This is a genomic window from Nonomuraea sp. NPDC050328 (genome assembly GCF_044459405.1).
GTDB lineage: Bacteria > Actinomycetota > Actinomycetes > Streptosporangiales > Streptosporangiaceae > Nonomuraea.
Map to the genome: position 1 here is coordinate 344,583 of NZ_JBITIW010000003.1, position 25,429 is coordinate 370,011.

The 25,429-nt window shown below is 73.1% G+C and carries 29 protein-coding genes; 9 read left to right on the forward strand and 20 right to left on the reverse strand.

What is annotated here, in order from left to right:
- Positions 1-140: 140 nt before the first annotated feature.
- The 3 genes from ACIBG7_RS13015 to ACIBG7_RS13025 form a co-directional block, all read right to left on the reverse strand.
- Positions 141-833: a hypothetical protein gene (locus ACIBG7_RS13015; protein WP_397336245.1), complete on the reverse strand. Its 693-nt coding sequence runs from the start codon at positions 831-833 to the stop codon at positions 141-143.
- Positions 834-904: 71 nt separating this feature from the next.
- Positions 905-1,549, reverse strand: a complete 645-nt coding sequence (locus tag ACIBG7_RS13020; protein ID WP_357923991.1) for a response regulator transcription factor — start codon at positions 1,547-1,549, stop codon at positions 905-907.
- Positions 1,530-2,732, reverse strand: a complete 1,203-nt coding sequence (locus tag ACIBG7_RS13025; RefSeq protein ID WP_397336246.1) for a sensor histidine kinase — start codon at positions 2,730-2,732, stop codon at positions 1,530-1,532. The genes ACIBG7_RS13020 and ACIBG7_RS13025 overlap by 20 nt, the downstream gene beginning before the upstream one ends.
- 94 nt (positions 2,733-2,826) lie before the next feature.
- On the opposite strand from ACIBG7_RS13025, the gene ACIBG7_RS13030 reads away from it, so the two are divergent.
- Together ACIBG7_RS13030 and ACIBG7_RS13035 are read left to right on the forward strand one after the other, a co-directional pair.
- A complete protein-coding gene (locus ACIBG7_RS13030) occupies positions 2,827-3,402 on the forward strand; it encodes a TetR family transcriptional regulator (protein WP_357923988.1) in 576 nt (191 codons plus the stop codon).
- A gap of 46 nt (positions 3,403-3,448) precedes the next feature.
- Complete coding sequence (locus ACIBG7_RS13035; RefSeq protein WP_397336247.1) at positions 3,449-4,669, forward strand: cytochrome P450; 1,221 nt, start codon at positions 3,449-3,451, stop codon at positions 4,667-4,669.
- Here the strand turns inward: ACIBG7_RS13035 and ACIBG7_RS13040 are convergent.
- The 6 genes from ACIBG7_RS13040 to ACIBG7_RS13065 form a co-directional block, all read right to left on the reverse strand.
- Positions 4,666-6,075 carry an MFS transporter gene (locus tag ACIBG7_RS13040; RefSeq protein WP_397336248.1) on the reverse strand — a complete coding sequence of 470 codons (1,410 nt, stop codon included), beginning with the start codon at positions 6,073-6,075 and terminating at the stop codon, positions 4,666-4,668. The genes ACIBG7_RS13035 and ACIBG7_RS13040 overlap by 4 nt on opposite strands.
- Positions 6,076-6,138: 63 nt before the next feature.
- A complete protein-coding gene (locus ACIBG7_RS13045; RefSeq protein WP_357923984.1) occupies positions 6,139-6,942 on the reverse strand; it encodes an ABC transporter permease in 804 nt (267 codons plus the stop codon).
- A gap of 151 nt (positions 6,943-7,093) precedes the next feature.
- Entirely contained in the window at positions 7,094-7,387 is a 294-nt protein-coding gene (locus ACIBG7_RS13050; RefSeq protein ID WP_397336249.1) for a DUF952 domain-containing protein, read from the reverse strand.
- On the reverse strand, positions 7,384-8,403 hold the full coding sequence (locus tag ACIBG7_RS13055; protein ID WP_397336250.1) for an aminotransferase class V-fold PLP-dependent enzyme: 1,020 nt from the start codon (positions 8,401-8,403) through the stop codon (positions 7,384-7,386). Before ACIBG7_RS13055 ends, ACIBG7_RS13050 begins: the two co-directional genes overlap by 4 nt.
- Complete coding sequence (locus ACIBG7_RS13060; RefSeq protein ID WP_357923979.1) at positions 8,400-8,960, reverse strand: GNAT family protein; 561 nt, start codon at positions 8,958-8,960, stop codon at positions 8,400-8,402. Before ACIBG7_RS13060 ends, ACIBG7_RS13055 begins: the two co-directional genes overlap by 4 nt.
- A 77-nt stretch (positions 8,961-9,037) precedes the next feature.
- Complete coding sequence (locus ACIBG7_RS13065) at positions 9,038-9,358, reverse strand: multidrug efflux SMR transporter (protein ID WP_357923978.1); 321 nt, start codon at positions 9,356-9,358, stop codon at positions 9,038-9,040.
- Between the two features lie 121 nt (positions 9,359-9,479).
- On the opposite strand from ACIBG7_RS13065, the gene ACIBG7_RS13070 reads away from it, so the two are divergent.
- A complete protein-coding gene (locus ACIBG7_RS13070; RefSeq protein WP_397336251.1) occupies positions 9,480-10,406 on the forward strand; it encodes a radical SAM protein in 927 nt (308 codons plus the stop codon).
- A gap of 34 nt (positions 10,407-10,440) precedes the next feature.
- On the opposite strand, the gene ACIBG7_RS13075 is transcribed toward ACIBG7_RS13070, so the two are convergent.
- Positions 10,441-11,184, reverse strand: coding sequence for an MBL fold metallo-hydrolase (locus ACIBG7_RS13075; RefSeq protein WP_397336252.1), 744 nt, complete (start codon positions 11,182-11,184; stop codon positions 10,441-10,443).
- Between the two features lie 21 nt (positions 11,185-11,205).
- On the opposite strand from ACIBG7_RS13075, the gene ACIBG7_RS13080 reads away from it, so the two are divergent.
- Positions 11,206-11,715 (forward strand): GNAT family N-acetyltransferase, encoded by a 510-nt coding sequence (locus tag ACIBG7_RS13080; RefSeq protein ID WP_397336253.1) that lies wholly within the window; start codon positions 11,206-11,208, stop codon positions 11,713-11,715.
- A gap of 61 nt (positions 11,716-11,776) precedes the next feature.
- Here the strand turns inward: ACIBG7_RS13080 and ACIBG7_RS13085 are convergent, their stop codons facing one another.
- The 5 genes from ACIBG7_RS13085 to ACIBG7_RS13105 all read right to left on the reverse strand — a co-directional run bounded on the left by ACIBG7_RS13085 (position 11,777) and on the right by ACIBG7_RS13105 (position 17,188).
- On the reverse strand, positions 11,777-12,976 hold the full coding sequence (locus tag ACIBG7_RS13085) for an Ig-like domain-containing protein (protein ID WP_397336254.1): 1,200 nt from the start codon (positions 12,974-12,976) through the stop codon (positions 11,777-11,779).
- A 233-nt stretch (positions 12,977-13,209) separates the two neighbouring features.
- Positions 13,210-15,426: an ATP-dependent RecD-like DNA helicase gene (locus ACIBG7_RS13090; RefSeq protein ID WP_357923969.1), complete on the reverse strand. Its 2,217-nt coding sequence runs from the start codon at positions 15,424-15,426 to the stop codon at positions 13,210-13,212.
- Positions 15,427-15,454: 28 nt separating this feature from the next.
- A complete protein-coding gene (locus tag ACIBG7_RS13095; RefSeq protein WP_357923967.1) occupies positions 15,455-16,312 on the reverse strand; it encodes an alpha/beta fold hydrolase in 858 nt (285 codons plus the stop codon).
- 46 nt (positions 16,313-16,358) lie between these two features.
- Complete coding sequence (locus ACIBG7_RS13100; RefSeq protein ID WP_357923965.1) at positions 16,359-16,700, reverse strand: hypothetical protein; 342 nt, start codon at positions 16,698-16,700, stop codon at positions 16,359-16,361.
- Positions 16,701-16,741: 41 nt separating this feature from the next.
- A complete protein-coding gene (locus tag ACIBG7_RS13105; RefSeq protein ID WP_357923963.1) occupies positions 16,742-17,188 on the reverse strand; it encodes an SRPBCC family protein in 447 nt (148 codons plus the stop codon).
- A 90-nt stretch (positions 17,189-17,278) separates the two neighbouring features.
- On the opposite strand from ACIBG7_RS13105, the gene ACIBG7_RS13110 reads away from it, so the two are divergent.
- Positions 17,279-18,322, forward strand: coding sequence for a class I SAM-dependent methyltransferase (locus tag ACIBG7_RS13110; protein WP_397336255.1), 1,044 nt, complete (start codon positions 17,279-17,281; stop codon positions 18,320-18,322).
- Here the strand turns inward: ACIBG7_RS13110 and ACIBG7_RS13115 are convergent.
- Positions 18,319-18,942: a DedA family protein gene (locus ACIBG7_RS13115; protein WP_357923960.1), complete on the reverse strand. Its 624-nt coding sequence runs from the start codon at positions 18,940-18,942 to the stop codon at positions 18,319-18,321. The genes ACIBG7_RS13110 and ACIBG7_RS13115 overlap by 4 nt on opposite strands.
- Before the next feature lie 80 nt (positions 18,943-19,022).
- On the reverse strand, positions 19,023-19,799 hold the full coding sequence (locus ACIBG7_RS13120; protein ID WP_397336256.1) for a phytanoyl-CoA dioxygenase family protein: 777 nt from the start codon (positions 19,797-19,799) through the stop codon (positions 19,023-19,025).
- Positions 19,800-19,918: 119 nt separating this feature from the next.
- Between ACIBG7_RS13120 and ACIBG7_RS13125 the strand changes: the two genes are divergently transcribed.
- Both ACIBG7_RS13125 and ACIBG7_RS13130 read left to right on the forward strand, forming a co-directional pair.
- The gene (locus ACIBG7_RS13125; protein ID WP_357923956.1) at positions 19,919-20,833 is read left to right on the forward strand and encodes an LLM class flavin-dependent oxidoreductase; all 915 of its coding nucleotides are present in this window, start codon (positions 19,919-19,921) and stop codon (positions 20,831-20,833) included.
- Between the two features lie 50 nt (positions 20,834-20,883).
- Positions 20,884-21,438, forward strand: a complete 555-nt coding sequence (locus ACIBG7_RS13130; RefSeq protein ID WP_397336257.1) for a hypothetical protein — start codon at positions 20,884-20,886, stop codon at positions 21,436-21,438.
- A 7-nt stretch (positions 21,439-21,445) separates the two neighbouring features.
- Here ACIBG7_RS13130 and ACIBG7_RS13135 read toward each other — a convergent pair whose 3' ends face one another.
- Positions 21,446-22,087, reverse strand: a complete 642-nt coding sequence (locus ACIBG7_RS13135; RefSeq protein ID WP_397336258.1) for a TetR/AcrR family transcriptional regulator — start codon at positions 22,085-22,087, stop codon at positions 21,446-21,448.
- An 89-nt stretch (positions 22,088-22,176) separates the two neighbouring features.
- On the opposite strand from ACIBG7_RS13135, the gene ACIBG7_RS13140 reads away from it, so the two are divergent.
- On the forward strand, positions 22,177-22,806 hold the full coding sequence (locus ACIBG7_RS13140; RefSeq protein ID WP_397336259.1) for a maleylpyruvate isomerase family mycothiol-dependent enzyme: 630 nt from the start codon (positions 22,177-22,179) through the stop codon (positions 22,804-22,806).
- A gap of 24 nt (positions 22,807-22,830) precedes the next feature.
- Here ACIBG7_RS13140 and ACIBG7_RS13145 read toward each other — a convergent pair whose 3' ends face one another.
- Positions 22,831-23,409, reverse strand: coding sequence for a TetR/AcrR family transcriptional regulator (locus tag ACIBG7_RS13145; protein ID WP_397336260.1), 579 nt, complete (start codon positions 23,407-23,409; stop codon positions 22,831-22,833).
- Positions 23,410-23,503: 94 nt separating this feature from the next.
- Here ACIBG7_RS13145 and ACIBG7_RS13150 point away from each other — a divergent pair, with 94 nt between their 5' ends.
- Entirely contained in the window at positions 23,504-24,499 is a 996-nt protein-coding gene (locus ACIBG7_RS13150; RefSeq protein WP_397336261.1) for a hypothetical protein, read from the forward strand.
- On the opposite strand, the gene ACIBG7_RS13155 is transcribed toward ACIBG7_RS13150, so the two are convergent.
- Positions 24,496-25,419 carry a GNAT family N-acetyltransferase gene (locus tag ACIBG7_RS13155; RefSeq protein WP_397336262.1) on the reverse strand — a complete coding sequence of 308 codons (924 nt, stop codon included), beginning with the start codon at positions 25,417-25,419 and terminating at the stop codon, positions 24,496-24,498. The genes ACIBG7_RS13150 and ACIBG7_RS13155 overlap by 4 nt on opposite strands.
- Positions 25,420-25,429 lie beyond the last annotated feature (10 nt).

Here is a 25,429-nt window from a genome sequence, read left to right on the forward strand (position 1 = left end):
CGGCGGCGGTCGCATGTGGTTGCGGGAAAGGACGAAAACGTACGGGGAGATGAAGGAAAGGACGGGAAAGGACGGGAAACCAGCCGGGTCTCCCCCTTTCCCGCGGTCGCTCATGATCGCGGCTTGGCCGTCCGGTGGTGTCAGCCGGCCAGGCTGATGAAGGCTCCGGCCGTCGCGATGACGGCGGCCAGGGGGTAGGTCCACCAGCGCGGTGCCGGCCCTTGCGACAGGATCTTGACGCCGAGCGGGATCAGGGCCACGCACAGGCCCGCTGCGGCGACGATGGACATCACGCCCGTGCCCTTGAGTACCCCGACCGGCATGGCCGCCATCAAGGCCAGGCCGACCGACGCCACCCGGCTCAGGGCGCCGGAGCGCCAGGCGCCGGCCGCCAGGACGATCCAGCCGGCCATGGTCGCGAGGTTGATGGTCTGGAAGATGTGGAAGGAGCCGTACTGTGCGCTGACGGCCTGCTGTGCCGTACTGGTGCCTTGGACGGTCACCAGTTGGAAGGCCAGGTGGCTCACTCCGGCGTGGAAGGCGCGGGCGAACAGTCCCGCGAGGGTCAGGGCCAGCCCCCATTGTGCCCAGCGCGGGTGGGTGCGGCCGATCCTTCTGGCCACGGCCAGGGCGGCCGGGCACAGCAGCACGATTCCGGCGGCGAGACAGCTGTAGGCGGCGGTCATCTGGGTGGGGTTGTCGGCGAAGGCGGCGAGCTGGGCGGGGAAGAACGCGTCGTGGCCGAGTTTCAGCAGTACGCCCGTCGCCACCAGCAGCGGGCCCGCGATGAGTCCGGTGCCTTCGATCCATCTGCCGGGCAAGTCGTTGTTCATGGTGTCGATTCAAGCGGCGGGGGCCTGGGGGCACATTGGCGTGCGGGCGAGCCTGGGAGGTAGAGCTGGCACTACCTTCGCTCGTTCAGGTAGGCCAGGACGGCTTGGACGCGCCGGTGGCCGTCGCCGGTGGGGGGCAGGTCGAGCTTGGTGAAGATGCTGGCGATGTGCTTGGCGACGGCGGCGTCGGTGACGACGAGTTGCCTGGCGATGGCGGCGTTGGCGCGTCCTTCGGCGATCAGTCCGAGGACTTGCAGTTCGCGGGGGGTGAGCCGGTGGAGCGGGTCGCGCCTGCGTCGCAGGAGCCGCCGTACGACCTCGGGGTCGACGACGGTGGCGCCGGCGGCCACTCTGGTGAGCGCGTCGACGAATTCGGTCACCTCCCCCACCCGGTCCTTGAGGAGGTAGCCGACTGCGGCGCCGCCGCCGGAGTCCAGGAGTTCGGCGGCGTAGGTCTGCTCGACGTACTGGCTGAGCACGAGCACCGGCAGCGGTGTCTGCGTGCGCAGGGCGACGGCGGCCCGGAGTCCTTCGTCGGTGAATCCGGGTGGCATGCGTACGTCGGTCACCACGACGTCGGGGCGATGCTGGTGCACTGCCTCGGTCAGGGCTGCGGCGTCGCCGACGGAGGCGACGACCTCGTGTCCGAAGCGTGCGATCAGTCCGGCGAGTCCCTCCCGCAGCAGCACGTCGTCCTCAGCGATCACGACCCGCATGGGTGTCCCTCCTCGAGTGGGGTACCGGGATGTCGACCCGGATGCGGGTGGGCCCGCCTTGCGGGCTGGTCACGGCGATGGTTCCTTCGAGTACGGCGAGGCGGTCCGACAGGCCGATGAGGCCGGTGCCGCGGGCCGGGTCCGCGCCGCCTTGGCCGTCGTCCTCGATCTGGAGCGTCAGCGTGTCGTCATGGAGGCGGGCGCGGATCGACGCGTGCTGGGCTCGGCTGTGTTTGGCGATGTTGGCCAGCGATTCGGTGACGGCGTAGTAGGCGGCGATCTCCACGTCGGCCGGGGGGCGTGGTTCGATCACCAGGTCGAGGTCCACGGGGATCGTGGCGAGGTCGGCTGCCTCCCGTACGGCTGCGGCCAGTCCGCGGTCGGTCAGGACCTGGGTGTGCACGCCGCGGATCAGTTCGCGTAGTTCGGTCAGGGCGCGCTTGGCTTCTTCGTGTGCCAGGGCGAGTTGTTCGCCGGCGGGTGAGTCGGCGGGCAGGTCGAGTCTGGCCAGGCCGAGCCGCATGGACAGGGCGACCAGGCGTTGCTGGGCGCCGTCGTGGAGATCGCGTTCGATGCGGCGGCGCTCGACTTCGAAGGCGTCGACCAGGCGGGCGCGGGAGCGCAGGACTTCTTCGAGTTCGGCGTCCTTGCCGCCGAGCAGTCCTCGGATGATCGCGCCGCGTGCTCCGGCCCAGGCGGTGAAGGTGTAGGCGGCGGGTGGGAGCAGCAGCAGGCTTGCCGCGGTCACGGCGAGTGCGGGGCCTGTGGCGATGGCGTCGGGCGGCTGGACGAGGGGGGTGAGCATCAGCAGGATGGGGCCGGCGACGGTCAGGCCGACCATGATGACGTCGATCCAGCTCAGGATCAGCAGTGACGCCAGTCCGGCTCCTGCGGCCCGCTTGGGGGTGACCGTACCGCCTGCTCTGCGGTCCACCCAGGGCAGGCGTCGTTGTTCGAGCCGGCCGGCCAGGGGTACGGCAAGGCATATTCCTGCGAGGGTGGCCGCTCCCCTGGCCCAGGTCTGCTCCAGCGTGCTGATTCCGGCGCCTGCCAGCACCGCGAGCCCGCACAGGGCCGCGCTGCACGCCAGGTATCCCAGTGCTCGCCACGGCCAGCCGGAGCCGAGGAAGGCCGTGGGCGGGAGTGCGATGGCCTCCAGTGCGGTGCGGACCCTCCTGTTCACGGGTGACAGTCTGCCGGGCTCCCGGATGGTCCCTCGCCTTGACCCCTGGGGACGCCCTAGCCCCTAAGGGGGACATCGTTGTACACTTCGGTGCATGATCGGTCATGAGGGGCTTCGGGCGTCCCGGACGCGGCAGTCGATTCTGGATGTCGCCACCGAGGTGCTCATCGCTGATCCGTCCGCGTCGATGGCCGATGTCGCCGCCGCGGCCGGGGTGGGGCGCACGACGTTGACCAAGCGGTATCCGACGCGGCAGGCGATGCTCGTGGCGGTGGCCCACGACGCGGTGGACCGGGTGGAGAAGGCGTTCGGCGAGGCGGGCCTCGACGTGCCGGACGAGCAGGTGCTGGAGGCGCTGCGGCGGCTGGTCACGGCGGTGATTCCGCTGGGGCCGCGGATCGAGTTCCTGGCGCGCCAGCCGTCGCTCGACCTGGACGAGGAACTGGCCGCGCGCATCCGGGCCTTCGACGAGCCGGTCGAGGAGCTGATCCGCAAGGGGCAGCGGGGCGGGATCTTCCGCGGCGAGGTGCCGGTGTGGTGGGCGGCGCTGACCTTTCACGGGCTGGTCTACAGCGCGTGGGAGGCGATCACGCTGGGCCGGCTGGCGCCGCTGGACGCGCCTGATCTGGTGGTGTCGACGTTGCTGGGCGGGATCGGCGCACCGTCCTGAGGAGATGGCCGGCGCGCGAGGTGCGCCGCGGACCCGAGGAGGAAGCATGTCCATGATGAAGGACCTGGCGATCCGGGCGGCGGCGCGCACGCTGGCCGCCTGCGGGGACCGGATCGCGCCGCTGTACGTGCCGCGGCAGGATCCGTGGCCGTTGTATGAGCGGCTGCGGGATCGGGGGCCGGTCTACCGCAGCGTGATCGGGTACGCCGCGGTCTCCTCCCACGAGCTGTGCTCGCGGGTGTTGCGGGGGCCGGAGTTCGGGATGCGGGACTCGGCCGGGCGGCTGCCGGCCTCGCAGGCGATCCCGCTGGGGATGGCGCCGTCGCTGCTGGAGCTGGACCCGCCCGACCACAGCCGGTTGCGGCGGCTGGTGGCGCCGGCGTTCCGGCCCAAGCTGATCAACGCGTTCCGGCCGCGGATCGAGGAGTTGGCCGGGCGGCTGCTGGAGCGGGCCGGGGCGGGCCCGTTCGATCTGATCGCGGATTTCGCGGCGCCGTTGCCGATCGCGGTGATCAGTGAGCTGCTGGGCATCCCGGAGGAGCGGCGCGGGGATTTCGCCCGGTACGGCACGCTGACCGGCCTGGCGATGGACGGCCGGCTGGGGGTGCGTGAGCGGGCGGAGTTCGCGGCGGCGACGCGGTCGATGACGGCTCTGTTCGAGGAGCTGGCCGGGCGGCGGCGGTCCGATCCGGGTGAGGATGTGATCAGCGTGCTGGCGGCCGCGGTCGACGGGGAGCGGATCACGGCCGGGGAGCTGGTCTCCACGTGCCAGTTGCTGCTGATCGCGGGGTTCGAGACGACGGTGAACCTCATCGGCAACGGCGTGCACCTCTTCGGGCGCCATCGTGAGCAGTGGGAGCTGCTGCGCGCCGATGCGGGGCTGGCGGCCGGGGCGGTGGAGGAGGTGTTGCGTTTCGATCCGCCGGTGCCGCTGACCGGGCGGGTGGTCCAGCGTGAGGTGGAGCTGGGCGGGCGCCGGTTGCGGCGGGACACGCAGGTGCTGACCGTGCTGGCGGCGGCCAACCGTGATCCTGCGGTGTATGCCGATCCGGGGGTGTTCGACATCAGGCGGGCGCAGGCCGCGGAGCATTTCGCGTTCTCCAGCGGGGTGCACTACTGCCTGGGGGCGCAGCTGGCGCGGATCGAGGGGGAGATCGCCTTCCGGGTGCTGGCCGAGCGGTTGCCGGGGCTGCGGGCGGCGGGGGCGGGGCGGTTGCGGCCCTCGGTGACGATCCGCGGGTTCTCGCAGCTGCCGGTGGCCGCCTAGTCCCCGGTGCGGGGGCCGCTCCCCCGCCGGGTGACGCGCAGGGCGCAGGCCGTACCGGCCAGGAGCAGGACGGTGAGAGCGGCGGTGATGTGCAGGAGGCCGGCGGCGGAGGTGGCGGCGGCGAAGTAGAGGCTGCCGAGGCCGGCGACGGCGCTGACGCCGGCCAGGACGGGGCCGGTGGAGTTGAGCGCGGAGATCGCCGAGGCCAGGTGCGGCGGGACCAGGGTGGCGATCCGGGCGGTGAGCGGGCTGTAGCCGGCGGCGTGCCCGGCGCCGGCCAGCAGGAGCAGCGGGACGGAGGCGAGGGTGGGCCAGTGCTCGCGGCTGAGCAGGGCCAGGGCGCTGGCGCCGGCGGCGAGGGCGAGGGGGCCGGCGACGGGCAGGGCGCGCTGCAGGCGGCGCGGGTAGCGGGTCCAGGTGAGACTGAGGGCGCCGAACCCGGCGGCGTAGGGGGCGAAGGCGAGTCCGGCCTGCAGCGGGGTGTGGCCGAGGCCGGCCTGCAGGTGGAGGGTCAGGGTGAGGACGAAGACGGTGTAGGCGCCCATGACGAGCCAGCAGGCGGCCAGGCCGGGTTTGACGCCTGCGGGCCGCAGGGCGGCGGGGTCGAGGAGCGGGTGGCGGGCGCGGGTCTCGTGGCGGGCGAAGAGGGCCAGCAGGGCGGCGCCGGCGGCCAGGGTGATCCAGGCCCAGGCGGGCCAGCCGTGGCCGGGGCCGAAGATGAGCGGCAGGGTGAGCGCGGTCATGGCCAGGGTGAGGACGGCGACGCCGGCCGGGTCGAGGCGGGCGCGGGTGTCGGGGCGGGCGCGGGGCAGCAGGCGGGGTCCGGCGATCAGTACGGCGACGCCGATCGGGACGTTGAGCAGGAAGACCGGGCGCCAGGACAGGCCGAACAGGTCGGTGCTGACGATGAGGCCGCCGAGGACCTGGCCGAGGGCGACGCCGAGGGCCAGGACCATGCTGTAGAGGCCGATGGCGGTGCGGCGGGCGGTGGCGTCCCAGTGCTGCTGGATGAGGGCGAAGATCTGCGGGGTGAGCAGGGCGGCGCCGGCGGCCTGGGCGATGCGGGCCAGGACGAGGGTGGTGGCGTTGGGGGCCAGGCCGCACAGCAGGGAGGCGGTGGTGAACCAGCCGAGGCCGAGCAGGAAGGCGCGGCGCTGGCCGAGCAGGTCGCCGAGGCGGGCGCAGGTGACCAGCAGGACGCCGGTGGTGAGCAGGTAGCCGGAGACGATGAGCTGGATGGCGCTGCCGTCGGCGTCGAGGTCTTCGCGCAGGGTCTGGGCGGCCACGGAGACGATGGAGCCGTCCATGGAGGCCATGGCCTGGCCGGTGAGCAGGACGGCGAGCATCGGGCCGCGCCGGACGGCCGGCGCGCAGGCGGGTGGTGCCGGGGCGGGTGGTGCGGTCATGGCAGCCAGGATCGGCCGGGCGGGGGGCGGGGGTCTTGAAGATTCTTGCGAGGCCCCCGGGCGCTATTTGAGGAGGATCTTCTCCATGCGGTGGGCGGCGATCTTCATGCCGATCGCGAGCATCGCCACCAGGTAGAGGGCGTGCAGGGCCAGGCCGGGGGTGGGGGTGAGCATGGTGGCGGCGCGGACGAGTTCGACCGAGTGGTAGAGCGGGGTGGCGTAGACGAGCCACTGCAGGGCCGTGGGGTAGGTGTCGACGGGGGCGAAGGTGCCGGAGAACAGGAAGAGGGAGAACTGGGCGGCGGTGAGCAGGTCGAAGTCCTGCCAGCCGCGCATGAAGGTGGAGGCGACCATGCCGATGGCGCCGAAGGCGAAGCTGACCAGGAGGGTGATCGGCAGGGCGAGCAGGGCTCCGGCGGGGGTGGTCAGGCCGAAGGCGACCATGACCAGGAGGAAGGCGAGAGTGTAGACGGTGCCGCGGATGACGGCCCAGATGAGCTCGCCCAGGGCGGCTTCGATGGGGCGCACGGGGGTGGCCAGGACGGCTTCGAGCGTTTTGGCGTAGCGGAGCTTGAAGAAGAAGTTGAAGGTGGTCTCCGACAGGGCGCCGGACATGGCGGAGACGGTGAGCATGGCGGGGGCCACGAAGGTGGCGTAGGGGATCTCGCCGTGGTGGGCGGTGGGGATGGTGCCGACCAGGGCGCCGACGCCGACGCCGATGGACAGCAGGTAGAGCAGGGGCTCGAAGAAGCCGGACAGCAGGACGAGCCAGTAGGCGGGGCCCGAGCGCAGGGCGCCGACGTTGCGGCCCACGACGGCGCCGATCCGGCCGGCGTGGATCCGGTTGGTTGCGGCCATGGTGAGCATGCGGCTGGGTGTCCTTCGGGCGGTCGGCGGGGTGGGCGGGTGTGAGCCTACGGGGGCGGTCCGACAGTTTCCCGGCCGGCCCACGGGCCGGCCGGGAACAAACAGCCGGAATCAGAAGCAGACGGGCTCGGGAAACGGCCGGGGAGGCGGGTCAGGGGGTGGGCGGGTAGGGGGTGATGGTGGTGACGGCGGTGCGGGGCAGCGGGCCGTACAGGTGCGGGAAGCCGCCCTCGACGCGCACGTCCAGCCCGGCGGGGTCGATGTGCAGCACCAGCAGCGGTTCGGTGACGCCCGCGTAGAAGGCGGCGGCGACGCCGTCGAGCTGGTCGAGGTCGGCGCTGCAGTGGATGAAGCCCTCCTGGTCGAGGGTGCGTCCGAGGGTGGAGACGGTGTAGGTCTCCCCCGCCTGCCGCCAGTCGCGTTCCAGGGCCAGGTGCAGGATCATGCCAGGGCCTCCAGTGCCCGGTCGACGTCGTCGGTGGTGTTGTACAGGTGGAAGGAGGCGCGCAGGTTCCCCGCCCGTACGGCGGCGCGGACGCCGGCGGCCTGAAGCTTGGCGGCGTCGGCGCCGGGGGTGGTGACGATGGCGCTGTCGCCGGGCGGCTGGCCGAGGCCGGCGCGGAAGCGGTTGGCCAGGGCGAGGTTGTGGGCATGGATGGCGGGCACGCCGAGCTCGTTGATGAGGTCGAGGGCGGGTGCGGCGCCGACGTAGCAGAACCAGGCCGGTGACAGGTCGAAGGCGGCGGCGTCGGGTGAGAGGGTCATGGGCAGGCCGTAGTAGCCGGCGTGGCCGGGCGTGCCGTACCAGTTGGCGGCCAGGGGGCGCATGCGTTCGCGCAGGCGGGGCGAGGTGTAGGCGAAGGCGGCGCCGCGTGGCGCCATGAGCCATTTGTAGGCCGAGCAGACGACGGCGTCCAGGCCGTCGGTGGTGAAGGGCAGCCAGCCGGCGGCCTGGCTGGCGTCGGTGACGACGAGCAGGTCGTGGGCGCGGGCGGCGGTGATGATGTCGGTGAGGGCGGCGACCTGGCCGGTGGCGGACTGCACGAGGCTGAAGGCGACGGCGTCCAGGCCGGGGTGGATGGCGTCGGCCAGGCGTTCGGGCGGGGCGGTCTCGACGGTGGCGGCCTGGGCCCAGGGGAACAGGTTGCTGGTGAACTCGATGTCGGGGACCAGGACGCGGGCGCCGGGTGGCAGGGCGGTGGCGATGCTGGAGACGAGCTGGGCGCCGGTGGAGCTGATGGTGACGTGGTCGGGGGTGGTGTCCAGCAGGCGGGCGAAGCCGGCGCGGGCGCGGTCGGTGGCGGCGTCCCAGGTGCTCCAGTCGGTGCTGCCGCGCCGCCACTGTGCCAGGGCGGTGTCGAGGGCCTGGCTGGCGGCGCGGGGCGGCAGGCCGTAGCTGGCGGTGTTGAGGAAGCCGGGGTCGGCCTCGAACAGGTCCTTGGCGTCGATCAGGGCGTTCACTGCTGGGCACGCCATTCGGTGGCGAGGATGGCGTAGACGGCCTCGTCGACCCATTCGCCCTTGACGAACTCGTTCTCGATCAGGTGGGCTTCGCGGCGCATGCCGAGTTTTTCCAGGACGCGGGCGGAGGCGGTGTTGCGGGCGTCGAGGCGGCCGGTGATGCGGTGCAGGTGGAGGTCTTCGAAGCCGAGGCGGAGCAGTTCGCGGGCGGCTTCGGGGGCGTAGCCGCGGCCGTGGTGGCCGGGGTGCAGGATGTAGCCGATCTCGCCCTGCTGGTGGGCCTGGCTGGTCCAGATGAGCAGGACGCTGCCGATGAGTTCGCCGCTGTCGCGCAGGGTGACGGCCAGTTCGAGGACGTCGCCTTCGGCGTTGAGTGCGGTGCGGTTGAGGTTCCTGTCGAGGGCGGCCTGGGCGGCGGGCAGGTCGCGGGGTTCCCAGTACAGGTAGCGGGCGACGTCGGGGCGTGAGCTGTAGGCGTACAGGGCGTCGAGGTCGCCGGGGGTGAAGGCGCGCAGCACGAGGCGTTCGGTGGTGAGGGGAAGGGTCGGCTTCAGCACGTGGTGCAGTCTACGAGCGGCGTTCGGGCGGGTGCGAGCGGGTTTCGACCTGGGATTTCAGCGTGGGTCGGCGCCGTTCAGTGGCCGCCGGCGAGGTTGAGGACGACGACGCCGGCGATGATGAGCGCGATGCCGGCGATCTTGGCGGCGGACAGGGTCTCGCCGAGGAAGACGGCGCCGATGACGGCGATGGCGGCGGTGCCTGCGCCGGACCAGACGGCGTAGGCGGTGCCGATGCCGAGCTGGAGTTTCAGCACCTGGGCCAGCAGGACGAAGGAGGCGAGGTAGCCGGCGGCGACGGCGGCGCTCCACCAGTTGGTCAGCCCGTCGCTGAGTTTGAGTGCGGTGGTGGCCAGGACTTCGGTGGTGATGGCGAGGGCGAGCAGGAGCCAGGCCATGGCAGGGGCGGATCCTTCGGAGCTGGGTGCGGGGGTCGGGCGTCACTTTAGTGGAGTGCCTTGCGAGCTGGGTCGAATGCGTGTTCCATTGTTTGTCGTGGGCTGGGACGTGCTTTCGCTCGTGGATGCGGTGGATGAGCGGCCGCTGATCGAACGCCGGTCGGTGGCGCGGGCGGGGCTGCTGGAGACGCAGGCTCGCACGGTGATCGAGCGGGTGCCGGCGTGGGCGGGGATCCCGCAGCGGTGGGGGGTTTCGCCGTATCGCGGGTGCGTGCACGCCTGCCGGGGGTGCGGGGCGCGTGGGGCGCACCGGCGGCTGGGGCTGGACGCGGGGCGGGATTTCGACGCGCGGATCGTGGTGAAGGCGAACGCGGCGGTGCGGCTGGAGCGGGAGCTGGTGGCGTGGGGTGGTGAGGAGCTGGCGGTGGGGGTGGCCGGTGACTGCTACCAGGAGGCCGAGGCGCGTTATCGGCTGATGCCGGCGATCGTGGCGGCGGCCGGGCGGGCGGGGGTGCCGCTGACGGTGTACACGAAGAGCCCGCTGGTGGTGCGGGATGCGGGGCTGCTGGCGCGGGCGGGGGTGCGGGTGGCGGTGTCGATCGGGTTCGTGGACGAGCGGATCCGGCGGGAGGTGGAGCCGGGGGCGGTCAGCGCGCAGGCGCGGCTGGAGCTGGTGGCGGCGTTGGCGGAGGCGGGGGTGGCGGTGCATGTGCTGATGGGGCCGGTGCTGCCGTTGCTGAGCGATGGCGCCGACCAGTTGGAGGCGACGGTCCGGCGGATCGCGGCGGCGGGGGCCGGCGGGGTGTGGCCGGTGGTGTTGCGGTTGCCGGCGGCGACGCGGGCGGGGTTCACCGCGTGGCTGGCCGAGCGGCATCCGGGGCTGGTGGAGCGGTATGAGCAGGTGTACGACCGGGCGGGGATGCCGGCGGCGGGGTATGAGGCGCGGATCGTGGCGCAGATCGGGGCGTTGGCGGCGGCGTGCGGGATGGCCCCGGTGGGCGGGGTGCGGCAGGGTAAGACCGAACCCGGTCAGCTCGCCCTGATCTGAGGCGGGCCGTGCACAGAACAGCGGGAAGCGGGCGTCAGGTGGTGTCGCGGGCCAGTTCGGTGGCGTCGTGGGCGCTGAAGACGCGTACCTGGGCCGGCAGGCGGCGTAGCTGTTCGAGGCTGTCCAGGCGGCGTTCGTGGTCGACGGCGGCCAGGCGCTGCAGGAGCCGGTGCGCGGGCGGGCAGTAGGGCGGGTCGGCGATCTCGCCGTGGAAGAAGTAGGCGTCCCCGGCGTGCAGGAGCCAGCCGTCGCCGGTGCGGACGGCGACGCCGCTGTGGCCGCGGGTGTGCCCGGGCAGCGGGACGAGCGCGAACCCGTCGAGCTTGTCGAGCGGCTGGGCGCGCAGGCCGTACCACAGGTCGCCCTCGTCGGTGTAGGGCCGCCACAGCGGCCCGTGGGCCCAGGTGGCGGGCTGGTAGCGGCGGCGTTCTGCGGCGGTGGCGGGGCGGCGGGCGGCGTCGAGTTCGCGCCCGTGCAGGTGGACGCGGGCGTCGGGGAAGACGTGCAGGCTGCCGGCGTGGTCGAGGTCGAGGTGGGTGAGGACGATGTCGCGCACGTCGGAGGGGGCGTAGCCGAGGCGGCGTAGCTGGGCGGGCATGGTTTCGGCGGGGTCGAGGTCGGGGTTGAAGGTCCAGCGGAAGGCCAGGCCGAGCCCGCGGCCGAGGCCGGTGTCGACGAGGGCCAGGCCGTGGGCGGTCTCGACGACCAGGCAGTGGCAGACGACGGGGGGCGCGCCGGCGGGCCGCATGGTGCCGCAGTTGAGATGAAGGACCGTCATCTGTCCCAGTATGGTCGCCTGATGAAGATTCGACAGGGTGGGGTGGCCGACGTCGGCACGGTGCTGGCGATGTTCGACAGCGCGGTGGCGTGGCTGGCCGCGCAGGGCCGGACCGGGCAGTGGGGGTCGGAGCCGTTCACCGGCAACGACAAGCGCGAGGCGCAGGTGCGCGCCTGGGCGGAGTCGGGCGGGATGCGCATCGCCGAGGTGGACGGGGTGCCGGCCGGGACGGTGACGGTGGGCGCGGTGCCGCCGGCCTACGTCGAGCCGGCCAAGGTGGCCGAGCTGTATGTGCAGGCGCTGGTGACCGACCGCCGTTTCGCGGGCCTGGGGGTGGGGCGGGCGCTGCTGGAGTGGTCCTACGGCGAGGCGGCCCGGCTGGGCGTGGCGGTGCTGCGGGTGGACTGCTACGCCGGTGACGACGGCCGACTGGTGGCCTTCTACGAGAGTTGCGGGTTTCGGCGGGCCGAGCCGTTCACGGTGGGGACGTGGCCGGGGATGGTGCTGGAGCGCGAGCTGACCGGGGCGTGAAAGGCGAAAAGGGGGGTGGCCGGAGCAACCGGCCACCCTCCTTTTGCTTTGCGCGGTGGGGTTACTTCAGGGCGCTGCCCTTCTTCCACTCCTTGAACGACAGCTGCCAGAATCCCCAGCCGTTGTTCCACTCCAGCTTGCGGCTGGTGCCGGTGATGTCGACGATGTCGCCGCGCTGGTTGTGCTCGTAGAACCAGCGCGCCTGGTCGGGGCGGGCGTTGATGCAGCCGTGGCTGACGTTGCGCACGCCCTGGGCCCAGACGTTGTCCTTGGCGTGGACGTACTCGCCGGAGTTGGAGATGCGGGTGGCGTGGTTGATGAGCACCTTGTAGTAGCCGGGGTCGCCCTTCTTGCGGCCGGGCGACTCCATCCAGACCGGGTTGACCGCCTCCATGGTGAGGTGGATGCCGGAGGTGGTGGTGTACTCGCGGGTGGTGCCCATGCCGGAGCTGACCTTCATGGTCTGCACGAGCTTGCCGTCGTGGCGGACGTACATGACCTTCTTGCGGACGTCGAGGGTGGCGATCTGCCGGGCGCCGATCTCGATCTTCTTGGTCAGGTCGGCGACGCCGTACAGGCCGTCGCCGCCGCGCACGCCGGTGATGGCGGCGGTGAAGGTGACGGTCTGGTGGGCGGGCCAGTACTTGGCGGTGCGGTAGATGACCTGGTCGTCGCCGACCCAGCGCCAGGCGCCGTCGACCGGCTTTTCCGCGTTGACCTGCAGGGCCTGCTCGACGGCCTTCTTGTCGGTGACGGCGGTGTTGAAGCGGACGATGATCGGCGCCCCCACGCCGACCTTCTCGCCCTTGACCGCCGGGGTGACGTCGATGACCTTCAGTTCGCGTTCCGGCTTCTGCGTGGTGAAGGTGGAGCTCTGGGTGGTCTGGCCGGCCTTGGCGGAGACGGTGTAGCCGGTGGACGGCTTGAGCGGTTCCTTGGAGATCCAGCGGGTGCGGTCGGCGTTGAACGCGCCGCGCACTTCCTGGCCGCCGGCCTGGACGCTCACCTCGTCAAGGGTGCCGCCGCTGGCGGCCACGACAACTCTTTTGTCCGGCTTGACCTTGGTGTTACCTGTGGCGGGGCTGATCTGGATCTTCGGAGCGGGTGGTGCCTGGGTGGCGGGCGGTGCGGCCTCGCCCCCGTTGTTGCCGCCGGTGCCGCCGCCGGCGGTCTGGCCGCCCGAGCAGGCGGCCGAAAGCGTCGCCACCAGCGCCAAGACCAGGCCGGCGACCGGCTTCCTCCAAGGCGGCGCAATCCTCACGGCAATCCTCTCCCCCATACGTGCAACATAGTGACAAAACCTTAATGGTCCTATTTATGTGACGCTGCATGCTTCGGCAGAGTTCGGTCACATTTCGATCACTCATCGCAGTCAACCGCGAGGTCAAGCGGGGTCAAGGGGGGTGCGGAGAGATGCCTCACCCCTCCCCCGCAGCCGCCTCGAAGCGGTCTGCGGGGGTACGGCGGAGCCGGGGCTAACAGCGGGCGGGCGGTTTACGGACGGGTTTGCAGGCGGTGGGTGAGGCCGGTGTGACGGCGGCCGGCGCCGCGGGTGCGCACCGCCTGGGCCAGGGCGCGGCGCGAGCCGACGATGACGACGAGTTTCTTGGCCCGGGTGATGGCGGTGTAGAGCAGGTTGCGCTGGAGCATCATCCAGGCGCTGGTGGCCAGCGGGATGACGACGGCGGGGTACTCGCTGCCCTGGGAGCGGTGGATGGAGACGGCGTAGGCGTGGGCGAGCTCGTCGAGCTCGTCGAAGGAGTAGTCGACGTGCTCGTCCTCGTCGGTGAGGACGGTCAGTTTCGACTCCTCGCCGCGCAGGTCGGTGACGACGCCGACGGTGCCGTTGAAGACGCCGGCGGCGCCCTTGTCGTAGTTGTTGCGCAGCTGGGTGACCTTGTCGCCGATGCGGAAGACGCGCCCGCCGTAGCGGCGTTCTGGGCGGTCCTCGCGGGCGGGGGTGAGGGCTTCCTGCAGGGCGAGGTTGAGCGCTCCGGCCCCGGCGGCGCCGCGGTGCATGGGGGCCAGGACCTGGACGTCGCGGCGGGGGTCGAGGCCGAACTTGCGCGGGATGCGGCGGGCGACGACGTCGACGGTGAGCGCGGCGATCTCCTCCGGCTCCTCGCACGGGAACAGGAAGAAGTCCTTCATGCCCTCCAGGACGGGGTGGCGGCCGTCGTTGACGCGGTGGGCGTTGGTCACCACGCCGGACTCGGCCGCCTGGCGGAAGACCTGCGTCAGCCGTACGCGCGGGATGTCGGGGGCGGCCAGCAGGTCTTTGAGCACCTCGCCGGCGCCGACGGAGGGAAGCTGGTCGACGTCGCCGACGAACAGCAGGTGGGCGCCGGGCGCGACGGCCTTGACGAGCTTGTTGGCCAGCAGCAGGTCGAGCATGGAGGCCTCGTCGACGACGACGAGGTCGGCCTGCAGGGGGTTGTCGCGGTCGAAGGTGGCCTCGCCGCCGGGGCGCAGCTGCAGCAGCCGGTGGACGGTGGTGGCCTCGTGGCCGGTGAGCTCGGCCAGGCGTTTGGCGGCGCGGCCGGTGGGGGCGGCCAGGATGACCTTGGCCTTGCGGGCGCGGGCCATGAGCACGATGGAGCGCACGGTGAAGCTCTTGCCGCAGCCGGGGCCGCCGGTCAGGACGGCGACCTTGTGGGTGAGGGCCAGCCGTACCGCCTGGCGTTGCTCGGCGGCCAGTTCGGCGCCGGTCTGGGCGTGCAGCCAGGCCTCGGCCTTGGCCCAGTCGACGTCGTGGAAGGCCTTGAGGCGGTCGTGGCCGTTGTGCAGCAGGGTGAGCAGGCCGGAGGCCAGGGACAGCTCGGCGCGGTGGAAGGGCACCAGGTAGACGGCCGGGACGCTCGCCTCGCCGGCGGGGACGTCCTCGCGCACGACCTCCTCGGCGGCGGCCGATTCGGCCAGGCAGGCGGTGACCAGGTCGGCGGGCACGTCGAGGATCTTGACGGCGTCGGCGACGAGGTTGGGGGCCGGCAGGTAGCAGTGGCCGTCGTCGGCGGCCTGCGACAGGGTGTAGCGCAGGCCGGCCTTGACGCGTTCGGGGCTGTCGTGCGGGATGCCGACGGCCTGGGCGATGGTGTCGGCGGTCTTGAAGCCGATGCCCCACACGTCGTCGGCCAGCCGGTAGGGGTGGGTCTTGACGACGGTGATGGCGGCTTCGCCGTACTCCTTGAAGATGCGCACGGCGATGCTGGTGGAGACGCCGACCCCCTGCAGGAAGATCATCACCTCTTTGATGATCTTCTGTTCGGCCCAGGCCAGGCCGATCAGCTTGGTCCGTTTGGGGCCGAGGCCGGGCACCTCGACCAGGCGGTGCGGGGCCTGTTCGATGACGTCGAGGGTGTCGAGGCCGAAGTGGGCGACGATGCGTTCGGCCATCTTGGGCCCGATGCCCTTGATCAGGCCGGAGCCGAGGTAGCGCTGGATGCCCTGGATGGTGGCCGGCAGCACGGTGGCGTAGGAGTGGACCTCGAACTGGCGGCCGTAGCGCGGGTGGGAGCCCCAGCGGCCGCTCAGCCGCAGCGATTCGCCGACCTGGGCGCCGAGCAGCGGCCCGACGACGGTGAGCAGGTCGTCGCCGGAGCGTTCGGTGGCCAGACGGGCGATGGTGTAGCCGGTGTCCTCGGCCTGGAAGGTGATGCGTTCGAGCACGCCCGTCAAGGTGACGGGGGTGACGCCGGATCCACCTGCTGCCACGGGCCTCTCCTCGTTACGCCGCCGCGGGTCAGCCTAGAACACCGCCGGGCCCGGCGAGGAAGCCGCTGACGCGGCCGGTCCAGGAGGCCAGCTCGGCGCGGGTGGTGGCCACGTGCAGGTCGGCGGCGGGCAGCAGGGCGGCCAGGCGTTCGGCGGTGGAGACGGGGTGGCCGGGGTCGCCGGCCCAGGCCAGGATCAGCGTCGGGACGCCCATCTTGGCCAGGTCCTCGGGGTCGGGCAGGTCGGAGGCGCCGGCGCCGCGCAGGACCGAGGGCAGCAGCTCTTCGGGTACGGCAGGCGGCAGGACCGGCAGCGGGTCGTCGGCGAACAGCGGCGGTTGCGGCGACGGCCCGGCGGCGGCCAGCCAGGCGCGCAGGCCCGCCTGCTCCAGGGCTTTGGCGCTCTGGGCCAGGACGGCGGCCTGGGCGGTGCGGGTCTGCCAGGCGGTGGGCGGGATGCGCAGCACCAGCCGGTCGAAGCGGCCGGGTTCGCGTACGGCGGCCCACAGCAGGGTGGCGGCGCCCATGGAGGCGCCGATGCCGGCCACCGGCGCGTGCGGCTGCAGCAGGTCGGCCAGGGCGAGCAGGTCGCCGGCCAGGGCCGGCCAGCGGTAGTCGTCCGGGACGGGGCGGCCCTGCGAGCGGCCGTGGCCGCGGGCGTCGTAGCGGGCGACGGTACGGCCGGCGGCTGCGGCGATGTGGTCGTGGTCGAGCAGGGCGGAGGCGTCCTCGGCGGCGCGGCTGGAGGTCAGGCCGTGCGCGCACAGCACCAGCGGGCCCTGGCCGCGCACGTCGTAGGCCAGGCGGACGCCGTTGACGTCGGCGAGGCGGTCGGCGGGGCGGCCGGCGGGGCCGGTGGGGTGCGCGGGTGCGGCGGGGTTCGGCACGCCCGCCAGGGTAACGTGCGCCACTCCGGGACGCGGGGATGGGGGTTCAGGGGCGGGGGCGCCAGTCGGAGCGGCGGGGGCGGATGGCGCCGCGGGCGTACAGGGCGGCGGCGGCCCGGCGGGCCAGCAGGGCGACCTGGCTGTCCAGCAGCGAGACCGGCGTGTCGGCCAGCTCGGTCCGCAGCAGCGTCTCGACGTAGTCGCGGGTGGACTCCTCGTCCGGGTCGGTGAGCTGCGAGGGCGCCAGCTCCCCGGCGTGCAGCGACCGGTCCCGCGGGTTGATCTTGACGCCGCACACCCAGCAGGTGTCGGGGTCCTCGACCTCGTCGTCGTGGGCGGCCTGGGGCCAGACCTTGGGCCGGTGGTTGAAGGCCGGCTCGGCGGACATGGGACACCACCTCCCTGCTGTCCAGGGTAAACACGCGCGGCTCAGCCGCCCACCCCCCGCCCGGCCAGGCGCAGCAGCCGGCGCAGCGACAGCAGCACCAGCCGGCGCATGAGCGGCCGCACCAGCGGCCAGGCCAGCCGGCCCAGCGGGCCGAAGGGCAGGTCGAGCTCCTCGGCCCAGACGATCCGGCTGCCGCCCCCGCCCCACGGGCGCACCCGGATGGCGCCGCGGCCGCGCACGACGCGCCCGGTGTGCCGCATGATCACCAGGTGCGGCGGCTCCCAGGTGGTGATCTCCATGGTGTCGAGGAAGCCGATCGGCCCCAGGCCGCTGAAGGCGGCGATGACGCTGCCGGGGCCGCGGCCGTCGCCGCGGCGGACCTCGGCGCGGGTCAGGACCATCCATTCGGCGTGCCGTGGCCAGTCGGTGAGCACGGCGAAGACCTGCGCGGGCGGGGCGGCGGATTCGAGGGCTGCGCCCAGATGCACGGGTTTCACACCTTCCACGCTCTCACACGTGCGCGCACACGCCGCGGCCGCACGGTGGGTCTGTCGGACAAGCGAAGAAGGGGGAGGTCCATGGACGAGGGGCGTCTGATGGAGTTCGTCGGCCGGTTCGTCGGCGATCTGGGCGCGACGATGGGGGCCGGCGGCGTGGTGGTCGGTGACCGGCTGGGGCTGTACAAGGCGCTGGCCGGGGGCCGGTTGCGGCCGCACGAGCTGGCCGAGCGCACCGGTACGGCGGTGCGGTACGTGGAGGAGTGGCTGCGCGGCCAGGCGGCCGGCGGGTACGTGGAGTACGACGCGGCCTCGGGGTCGTACTGGCTGACCGAGGAGCAGGCGTTCGCGCTGACCGACCCGGACGGGCCGATCTTCGTGCCGGGCGCCTTCCAGCTCGCGCTGGGCGCGCTGAAGGCCGACGAGGAGATCACCAAGGCGTTCCGGACCGGCGACGGGATGGGCTGGCACGAGCACGACGGGGAGGTGTTCGCCGGGTGCGAGCGCTTCTTCCGTCCCGGCTACAGCGCCAACCTGGTCGGCGCGTGGCTGCCGGCGCTGGAGGGCGTGGTGGAGCGGCTGCGGGCCGGCATCCGGGTGGCCGACGTCGGGTGCGGGCACGGGGCCTCGACGCTGCTGATGGCGCGGGCCTTCCCGAACTCGACGTTCACCGGGTCGGACTACCACGCCGGGTCGATCGAGGCGGCGCGCAAGCAGGCCGGGGAGGCGGCCGGGCGGGTGCGGTTCGAGGTGGCCTCGGCGCAGGACTTCGGCGGCGGGCCGTACGACCTGGTCACCACCTTCGACGCGCTGCACGACATGGGCGATCCGCTGGGCGCGGCGCGGCACGTGCGTGAGCGGCTGGCGCCGGACGGGACGTGGATGATCGTCGAGCCGGCGGCCGGGGAGAGCGTGGCCGACAACCTCAATCCGGTGGGGCGGGTGTACTACGCGTTCTCGGCGTTCCTGTGCGTGCCGAACGCGTTGTCGCAGGAGGGCGGGTACGCCCTCGGCGCCCAGGCCGGGGAGGAGCCGGTGCGGCGCCTGGCGGCCGAGGCCGGGTTCAGCCGGTTCCGGCGGGTGGCCGAGACGCCGTTCAACCTGGTGTACGAGGCTCGGCCCTAGGAGCGTTTGCGTTCCTTGTGGCGTTCGGCCAGCCGTACGCCGGCGAAGGTCAGGAAGGCGAGCACGATCAGCCCGATGACGATGTTGGTGCCGATGCCGACGTAGCCCTCCACCAGGGCCCAGTTGTCGCCTAGCAGGTAGCCGGCCAGGATGAAGACGGTGTTCCACAGGGCGCTGCCGAGCGTGGTGAGCAGGGTGAAGCGGCCCAGGGGCATGCGTTCGACGCCGGCCGGGATGGAGATGAGGCTGCGGAAGACGGGCACCATGCGGCCGAAGAAGACGGCCTTGCCGCCGTGTCGCTGGAAGAAGGCCTCGGTGCGTTCGATGTCGGAGACCTTGATCAGCGGCATGCGGCGGGCGATGGCCAGCAGGCGGTCGCGGCCGAGGGCGGCGCCCAGCCAGTACAGGGCCAGGGCGCCGACGACGGAGCCGACGGTGGTCCAGATCAGCGCCTCGGCCAGGCCCATGCCGCCGCGGCCGGCGGTGAAGCCGGCCAGGGGCAGGATGACCTCGCTGGGCAGCGGCGGGAAGAGGTTTTCGAGCGCGATGGCCAGCCCGGCGCCTGGGGCGCCGAGGGTCTGCATCAGGTTGGTCGCCCAGTCGGCGATGGTGTCACTCATCGGCAAGGAGGGACTCTACCTCGTCGATGGCGGGGCAAACGCGCGCCGGACAAGACGCATTTTCCGGGCGGGTGCCTCGGTCAGCGTCCCAGGCCGAGCAGGACGGCCTGTTCGAGCGGGGTGTGCGGGCCGTGTTCGAGGTCGAGCGGGCCGGTGGACAGCAGCGGCGGCTGGGCCATGAAGCGGGGCCGGGTGCCGTGGTGCGGCTGGGCGGCGTGGATGAGGAAGGGGTGGCACAGGTAGACGTCGCCGGCGCGGCCGGTGGCCAGGGCGACGGGGCGTTCGGGGGCGTCGAGGCGGCCGGCGGCGTCCATGGTGCGGCACAGCTCGAACATCTCGACGCCGTCCTCGCCGTGGGGGGCCAGGAAGGGCGGCACGTCCAGGTGGGAGCCGACCTTGATGCGGGTGGGCGCGTCGTGCTCGCCGACGTCGGAGAACAGGAACAGCATCAGCAGGGCCCGGCCGCGCGAGCGCAGGTTGAGCCAGTAGCTGCGGCCGTCGTCGGGGCTGTAGCCGGCGTCCATGTGCCAGCCGGCGTCGCCGGGGTCGTCGGGGTGGGGGAAGCGGATGGGGAAGGTGCCCAAGCCCTGGCGCGGGTGCCAGCGGCCCTGGCCGGCGAGCTGGTCGAAGGCGGCGTGCAGGCGCGGGGTGGTGGCGGCGGCCTGGAAGGGCGGCTGCCCGTAGCCCAGGAGGCGCACGACGGGCTGGGTCCAGGTGGCGGGGTCGTCGGGGTCGAGACCGGTCTCGCGCCACAGGAAGGCCCGGCACTCCTCGGCCAGGTGCCGGGGGAAGGCCTCTTCGAGCAGGACGAAGCCGTCGGTGACGAACCGGTCGAGGTCGTGGGGCGTCAGGGCCATGGTCTCGATGGTGGGCCATGCGGGCCGGCGGCCCAACCGGTTTTCTCCGCCCCCGACTTGAAGTTCGTGTCCCGAACCAATATGGTTCGGGACACGAACTCTACGGGTTGGAGACCGCTATGACCACCACTGACGTCCTGTTCGGCTTCGGCGCCCCGTCGGACCTGGAGCAGTTGCCCGCCCTGCTCGCCCTGGTACGGCAGGCCGACCGCGACGGGCTCGACCACTTCTCGCTGTCCGATCACCCCTACCTGGGCGGGCGGGTGGACGCCTACGCCGCCCTGGGCTTCTTGCTGGGCCGTACCGAGCGCATCGCCGGGCTGGCCAACGTGACCAACCTGCCGACCCGGCCCGCTCCCCTGCTGGCCCGCACGATCACCTCGCTGTCGGCGTTGTCGGGCGGCCGGGTGGTGCTGGGCATGGGCGCGGGCGGATTGTGGGGCCGCATCGCCGACCTCGGCGTGCCGGCCCTGACGCCGGGGCAGGCGGTGGCGGCCTTCGAGGAGGCGATCGTGCTGATCAGGAAGCTGTCGGGCGGCGGCGCGCCGGTCACCTTCCACGGCGAGCACTACCGCGTGGACGGCATCGAGCCGGCCCCGGTGGCCGCTCCCCCGGTGTGGACCGGCTCGGTCGGGCCGAGCTCGCTGGCCGCCACCGGCCGCGTCGCCGACGGCTGGATCCCCGGGCACGCCGCCGACTGGCTGAGCGAGCGCTACCGCGCCTCCCGGCCGATCATCGACGAGGCCGCCCGCGCCGCCGGGCGCGACCCGCGGCAGATCCGCACCGTGTTCAACCTGCCCGGCCGCATCACCGACCGGCCGCTGGCGGCCACCCGCGACCGCGAGGGCCGCTGGCTGGGCGGGTCGGCCGAGCAGTGGGTCGAGGAGCTGACCGGGGCCGTGCTGGAGCACGGCGCGGCCGGGTTCACCCTGTTCAGCGCCGAGCACGGCACGCAGGACGAGCGCGCGCTCCGCCGCTGGGCGCAGGAGATCGCCCCCGCCGTACGGCAGGCGGTGGCGGTTGAGGTGGCCTGAGCCGGGCCCCGCGTGCGCCTCCTTGTGCGGGTGCCTGGAGGATCGTCCCCATGACCTACCGGACCCGCCGGCCGCTGCTGACCGGAGCCAACCCGTTCGCGACCCTGTACGACGAGGGCGGCTCCCCCACCGGGTACGCCTCGCTGTGGCGCATCGACTGGTCCACCCGCGGCAGCGGCGAGGCCCTGGTGGTGTGGACGCCCGCCGGGCTGCGGGTGGCCGGCGGCGACGCGGCGCTGGCGGCGTGGATCGAGGAGTACTTCGTGCGCCGCTTCGACGAGGCCCGGGCGCTGCCGTCGTGGCCGGCGCCGCGGGTGGAGCAGGCGCAGGTCCGGCTGCGCGTCGACCCCGGCGAGGGCGCCTTCGCCGAGGCGGCCGGCCTGGCGGTCGCGATCACCGGCCCGCTGGACGCCCGGCCGTTCGCGCAGCCCGACTTCCCGCTGGGCGGCGTCAGCCACGGGCTGTCGATGCAGGTGATCCCGTGCGAGCACGCCTCGATCAGCGTCGACGGCCACGCCGTACCCGGCCGGCCGCTTGTCACCCGCACCGGCGGCCGGCCCGCCTCCTCGGCGGTCACCGCGGTGCACGAGGCGTGGAGCGCGTGAGACCGCCTCAGCTCGCCTGGTAGCGCTCCAGGAACAGCTCGACCCCGTCGCGCAGCAGCCGGTCGGCCAGGTCCGCGGGCAGCGCGCCGCCGATGGAGGCGGCGATCAGATGCGGGTAGAGCGTCAGGCTGAAGAACTGCACGACGGCGACCTCCACGTCCGCGATGTCCAGCCGGCCGCGCGCGCACAGCTCGGTCAGGACCTCGCCCAGGGCGGCGGCCGAGCGGGCCGGGCCGCTGTGCTGGTAGGCCCGGCCGAGTTCGGGGAAGCGGCGCAGCTCGCCGGTGACCAGGTTGCGCAGCGCCAGCCGGGCCGGGTCGGTGCCCGCCTCCACCAGGGCGCGGGCGGTGTCCAGCAGCACCTCGCGCACGTCGTCGGCGCCGGCCAGGCGGGCGGCGAGCTCGGCCATCGTGGTGTGCGCCTCGCCCATCGCCTGCCCGACGACCTCGGTGAACAGCTCCTCCTTGCTGCCGAAGTGGTTGTACACGGTCACCTTGGACACCCCCGCCTCGGCGGCGATCTGGTCCATGCCGGCCTCGAAGCCCTCGCGCGTGAACAGCTCGCGCGCCGCGGCGACGATCGCCTGCCGGTTGCGTTCGGCCCGCCGGCCCGAGGGCGGCGCTGGTCTGGTGCTGCTGTCTTTGCCCACGTCCGCATCCTAACGCCAACTGAACTCTTGAGTACAGAAACAACTTTCCTGTACGGTACAGTTCAGTTAGCGAGGACGAGGAGCCAACGATGAACGAGATCTGGACCGTGGTCCACGCCGAACGGCACGCGCTGATCGACGACCTGCGGCAGGTGCCGGCCGAACGGTTCGCCACGCCGTCCCTGTGCCCCGGCTGGGACGTGCACGACGTGCTGGCCCACCTGGCCGACGACGCCAAGACCACCAAGCTGGGCTTCCTGGCGCGCCTGGCCGCCGCCCGCTTCGACTTCGACCGCTACAACGCCGCCGCGGTGGCCCGCGAGCGCGCCGCCGACCCGCAGGCCACCCTGGACGCCTTCCGCGCCGCCGCCTCCCGCACCACCAGCGCTCCGGCTCCGCCGGCCACGCGCCTGGTGGAGGCCTTCGTGCACGGCGAGGACATCCGCCGCCCGCTCGGGCTGTCGCGGCAGTACCCCGCCGAGCACGTCGCCGCCGCGCTGGCCCACCAGCTCAAGACCGGGGTCGGCATGGGCGGCGGCAAGGAGCGGGCCCGGGGCCTGCGCCTGGTCGCCACCGACGCCCGATTCGGCTCCGGGGACGGGGCGGAGGTGCGCGGCAGCGCCCTGGCCCTCCTGCTCGCCGTCTCCGGCCGCCCCGTGCGGCCGGGCGAGCTCACCGGCCCCGGCGCCGCCGCCCTCCAGGGGGACAGCGGAGCCTGAGGCTCCCTTCGCCGCAGCGGTTCTTCAGCGGCTGCGCAGCAGCGGCAGGTACACCTCGTCCACGATCTCCACCAGCACCTCGTCCGGCGCGCTCGGCACCCCGCGCACCACGAACTCGTTGCGCAGCAGCACGATCGCCACCGTCACCACCCGCGGATGCGGCATCTCGGCCGCGATCTCACCACGCGCGGCGGCACGCTCCAGGATCGCCAGCCACGGCGCGGCGAGCGCCTCGCCGGAATGCTCCCGCAGTTCGGCCAGCAGCTCGCCGCTCCCGCCCGCGGCCACCAGCAGCTCGCGCAGCACCCCGCCGAGCGGCGAGCTCCAGTGCCGGTTGGCCTGGCGCAGCAGTTCGAGGGCGTCGCCGCGCAGGGTGCCGGTGTCGGGCGGCGCGATGTCGCGGGCCAGGCGGCGGTAGGCGGCCACGCCCAGGGCCAGGCGGTTGGGCCAGCGGCGGTACAGGGCGTTCTTGTTGGTGCCGGCCCGGGCGGCGACGCGGTCCATGGTCAGCCCCGCGTAGCCGGATTCGGCCAGTTCCTCGGCGGCGGCCCGCAGGATGGCCTCCTCCAGGGCGGCCCCGCGCCGCCTCGTCTGCCCACTCACGGGAGCGATCGTAGCCCGCGCACCGGGGTTGCCTGGCTTGCCGTACGCCATTTAAGGTACGTCGCGTACCTTAAATTCTGTCTGGGAGTACGGCATGCGCATCAAAGGCGTCAGCTACGACACCGGCTTCGTCCTCAACGGCAGGGTGGGCCGGGCGGCGCAGTTCGGCCGCGACCTCGTCGAGCACGAGCTGCGCGTCATCCGCGACGAGCTGCACTGCACCGCGGTCCGCGTCATGGGCGGCGACCCCGGCCGCATCGAGCTGGCCGCGACCATCGCCGCCGGGCTCGGGCTGGAGGTGTGGTTCTCGCCTTACCCGCTGGAGCAGAGCCAGGCGCAGATGCTGGAGCTGTTCGCCGAGTGCGCCGAACGCGCCGAACGGCTGCGCCGCACCGGCGCGAGCGTCGTCTTCGTCACCGGCGCCGAGCACAGCCTGATGAACCCGGGCTTCGTCGCCGGCCGCGACACCGACGAGCGGCTGCGCCGCCTGCTGGACCCGGCCACCGTGCGCGAGCAGGTCGGCCCGCTCGCCGAGCGGCTCAACGCCTTCCTGCGCCAGGCCGTCGCCGTCGTGCGCGAGCGCTTCGCCGGCCCGGTCACCTACGCCGCCATCCAGCTCGAGCGGGTGGACTGGAGCCTGTTCGACGTGCTGTCGATGGACCTGTACCGCTCGGCCGACAGCGCCGGGCGCTTCGCCGACGGCGTGGCCCAGCTCGTCGCGCTCGGCAAGCCGGTGGCGATCACCGAGTTCGGCTGCGCCACCTACCGGGGCGCGGCGGGCGACGGGGCGCGCGGCCTGGAGGTGATCGAGGTGGACGCCGACCGGGTCCCGGTGCGCGTCAACGGCGTGCGCGAGCGTGACGAGGCCGGTCAGGCGCGCGAGGTGCGCGAGCTGCTGGAGCTGTTCGAGGCGGCCGGCGTCGAGGCCGCCTTCGTCTTCACCTTCGCCCTCTACGACTACCCGCACCGCCCCGGCGACCCCGCCGCCGACCTCGACCTGGGCAGCTACGGCCTGGTCAGGGTGCTGGAGGGGCGGCCGTGGGAGCCGAAGGAGGCCTTCGAGGCGGTCGCGCGCTTCTACCGCGGCTAGCCGTTGGACAGGGTGAGCCGGATCTCGGAGACGAGGTAGCCGGCGCGGTGGAAGGCCGCCGCCATCGGGGCGTTGGCCAGGTCGGTGGTCGCGGTGATGCGCTCGGCGCCACCGGCGGCGTGGAAGCGGGTGATCTCGCCGAGCAGCTCGTCGACGAAGCCGCGCCCGCGCATCTCGGGCACCACGCCGAGATAGCCGACGTTCACGTGGTACGGCGTCGCCGACGGGATCGCCATGCCGGCGACCTCGCCCTCGGGGGTGTAGGCCAGGCGCCACCACTCGCGCTTGCCCGGCGCCGACAGGTAGAAGTCCATCTCCTCGCGGGCGGCGGCCTCCAGGCCGATCGCGGCCACGCTCGCCCGGGTCCGAGCGTCGAGGCTGCCGGCGGCGATGCGCTCGAAGACGGCCAGGAACTGGGCGTCGTCGGCCTGGGCGAAGCGCAGCGCCCCGGAGGCCTCGGGGACCGGCGCGCCCTGGCGCCACTCGAACTGCAGGCGCTCGACCTCGTGGGCCAGGCCGGCGGCGTGGGCGGCGGCGCGGCGCCACTCGACCGCGGCGGCCAGGTCGGGGCGCTCGCGCCAGCCGCCGGCCACCTTGATCGCGTACTGGACGGGTTTGGTGAAACCGGCGAGCGCCGCCTGGACGAGCGCGGCGGCGACAGCCGTACGGTCGGGGACCGAGGGGTGCACGTCGAGGCAGTCGAGGGCGACCGGGTGGTCGCTGTGGCGCGGGCCCCACCACAGCGCCCGGCCCACCGGGCGGCCGTCACGGACGGCCAGCCAGCTCCACTCCGGCCGGTACATGCCCTCGGCCAGGTCGTCGAGGTAGCGGCCGGCCGGGATCCAGCCGACGGGCTCCTCGACGGTCCAGGAGGTGAGGTGGGCCAGGTCGGCCTCGGTGGCGGGGCGGAAGGAAATCACCACCGAAGAT

Coding starts and splice junctions, on each gene's coding strand:
- ACIBG7_RS13115 (WP_357923960.1), bottom strand. CDS start 18,942: ATGAGTGACACCATCGCCGACTGGGCGACCAACCTGATGCAGACCCTC.
- ACIBG7_RS13075 (WP_397336252.1), bottom strand. CDS start 11,184: ATGACGGTCCTTCATCTCAACTGCGGCACCATGCGGCCCGCCGGCGCG.
- ACIBG7_RS13050 (WP_397336249.1), bottom strand. CDS start 7,387: ATGATCCTGCACCTGGCCCTGGAACGCGACTGGCGGCAGGCGGGGGAG.
- ACIBG7_RS13065 (WP_357923978.1), bottom strand. CDS start 9,358: ATGGCCTGGCTCCTGCTCGCCCTCGCCATCACCACCGAAGTCCTGGCC.
- ACIBG7_RS13120 (WP_397336256.1), bottom strand. CDS start 19,799: ATGGCCCTGACGCCCCACGACCTCGACCGGTTCGTCACCGACGGCTTC.
- ACIBG7_RS13130 (WP_397336257.1), top strand. CDS start 20,884: ATGACCTACCGGACCCGCCGGCCGCTGCTGACCGGAGCCAACCCGTTC.
- ACIBG7_RS13110 (WP_397336255.1), top strand. CDS start 17,279: ATGGACGAGGGGCGTCTGATGGAGTTCGTCGGCCGGTTCGTCGGCGAT.
- ACIBG7_RS13140 (WP_397336259.1), top strand. CDS start 22,177: ATGAACGAGATCTGGACCGTGGTCCACGCCGAACGGCACGCGCTGATC.
- ACIBG7_RS13150 (WP_397336261.1), top strand. CDS start 23,504: ATGCGCATCAAAGGCGTCAGCTACGACACCGGCTTCGTCCTCAACGGC.
- ACIBG7_RS13125 (WP_357923956.1), top strand. CDS start 19,919: ATGACCACCACTGACGTCCTGTTCGGCTTCGGCGCCCCGTCGGACCTG.
- ACIBG7_RS13035 (WP_397336247.1), top strand. CDS start 3,449: ATGTCCATGATGAAGGACCTGGCGATCCGGGCGGCGGCGCGCACGCTG.
- ACIBG7_RS13015 (WP_397336245.1), bottom strand. CDS start 833: ATGAACAACGACTTGCCCGGCAGATGGATCGAAGGCACCGGACTCATC.
- ACIBG7_RS13030 (WP_357923988.1), top strand. CDS start 2,827: ATGATCGGTCATGAGGGGCTTCGGGCGTCCCGGACGCGGCAGTCGATT.
- ACIBG7_RS13020 (WP_357923991.1), bottom strand. CDS start 1,549: ATGCGGGTCGTGATCGCTGAGGACGACGTGCTGCTGCGGGAGGGACTC.
- ACIBG7_RS13040 (WP_397336248.1), bottom strand. CDS start 6,075: ATGACCGCACCACCCGCCCCGGCACCACCCGCCTGCGCGCCGGCCGTC.
- ACIBG7_RS13080 (WP_397336253.1), top strand. CDS start 11,206: ATGAAGATTCGACAGGGTGGGGTGGCCGACGTCGGCACGGTGCTGGCG.
- ACIBG7_RS13045 (WP_357923984.1), bottom strand. CDS start 6,942: ATGCTCACCATGGCCGCAACCAACCGGATCCACGCCGGCCGGATCGGC.
- ACIBG7_RS13100 (WP_357923965.1), bottom strand. CDS start 16,700: ATGTCCGCCGAGCCGGCCTTCAACCACCGGCCCAAGGTCTGGCCCCAG.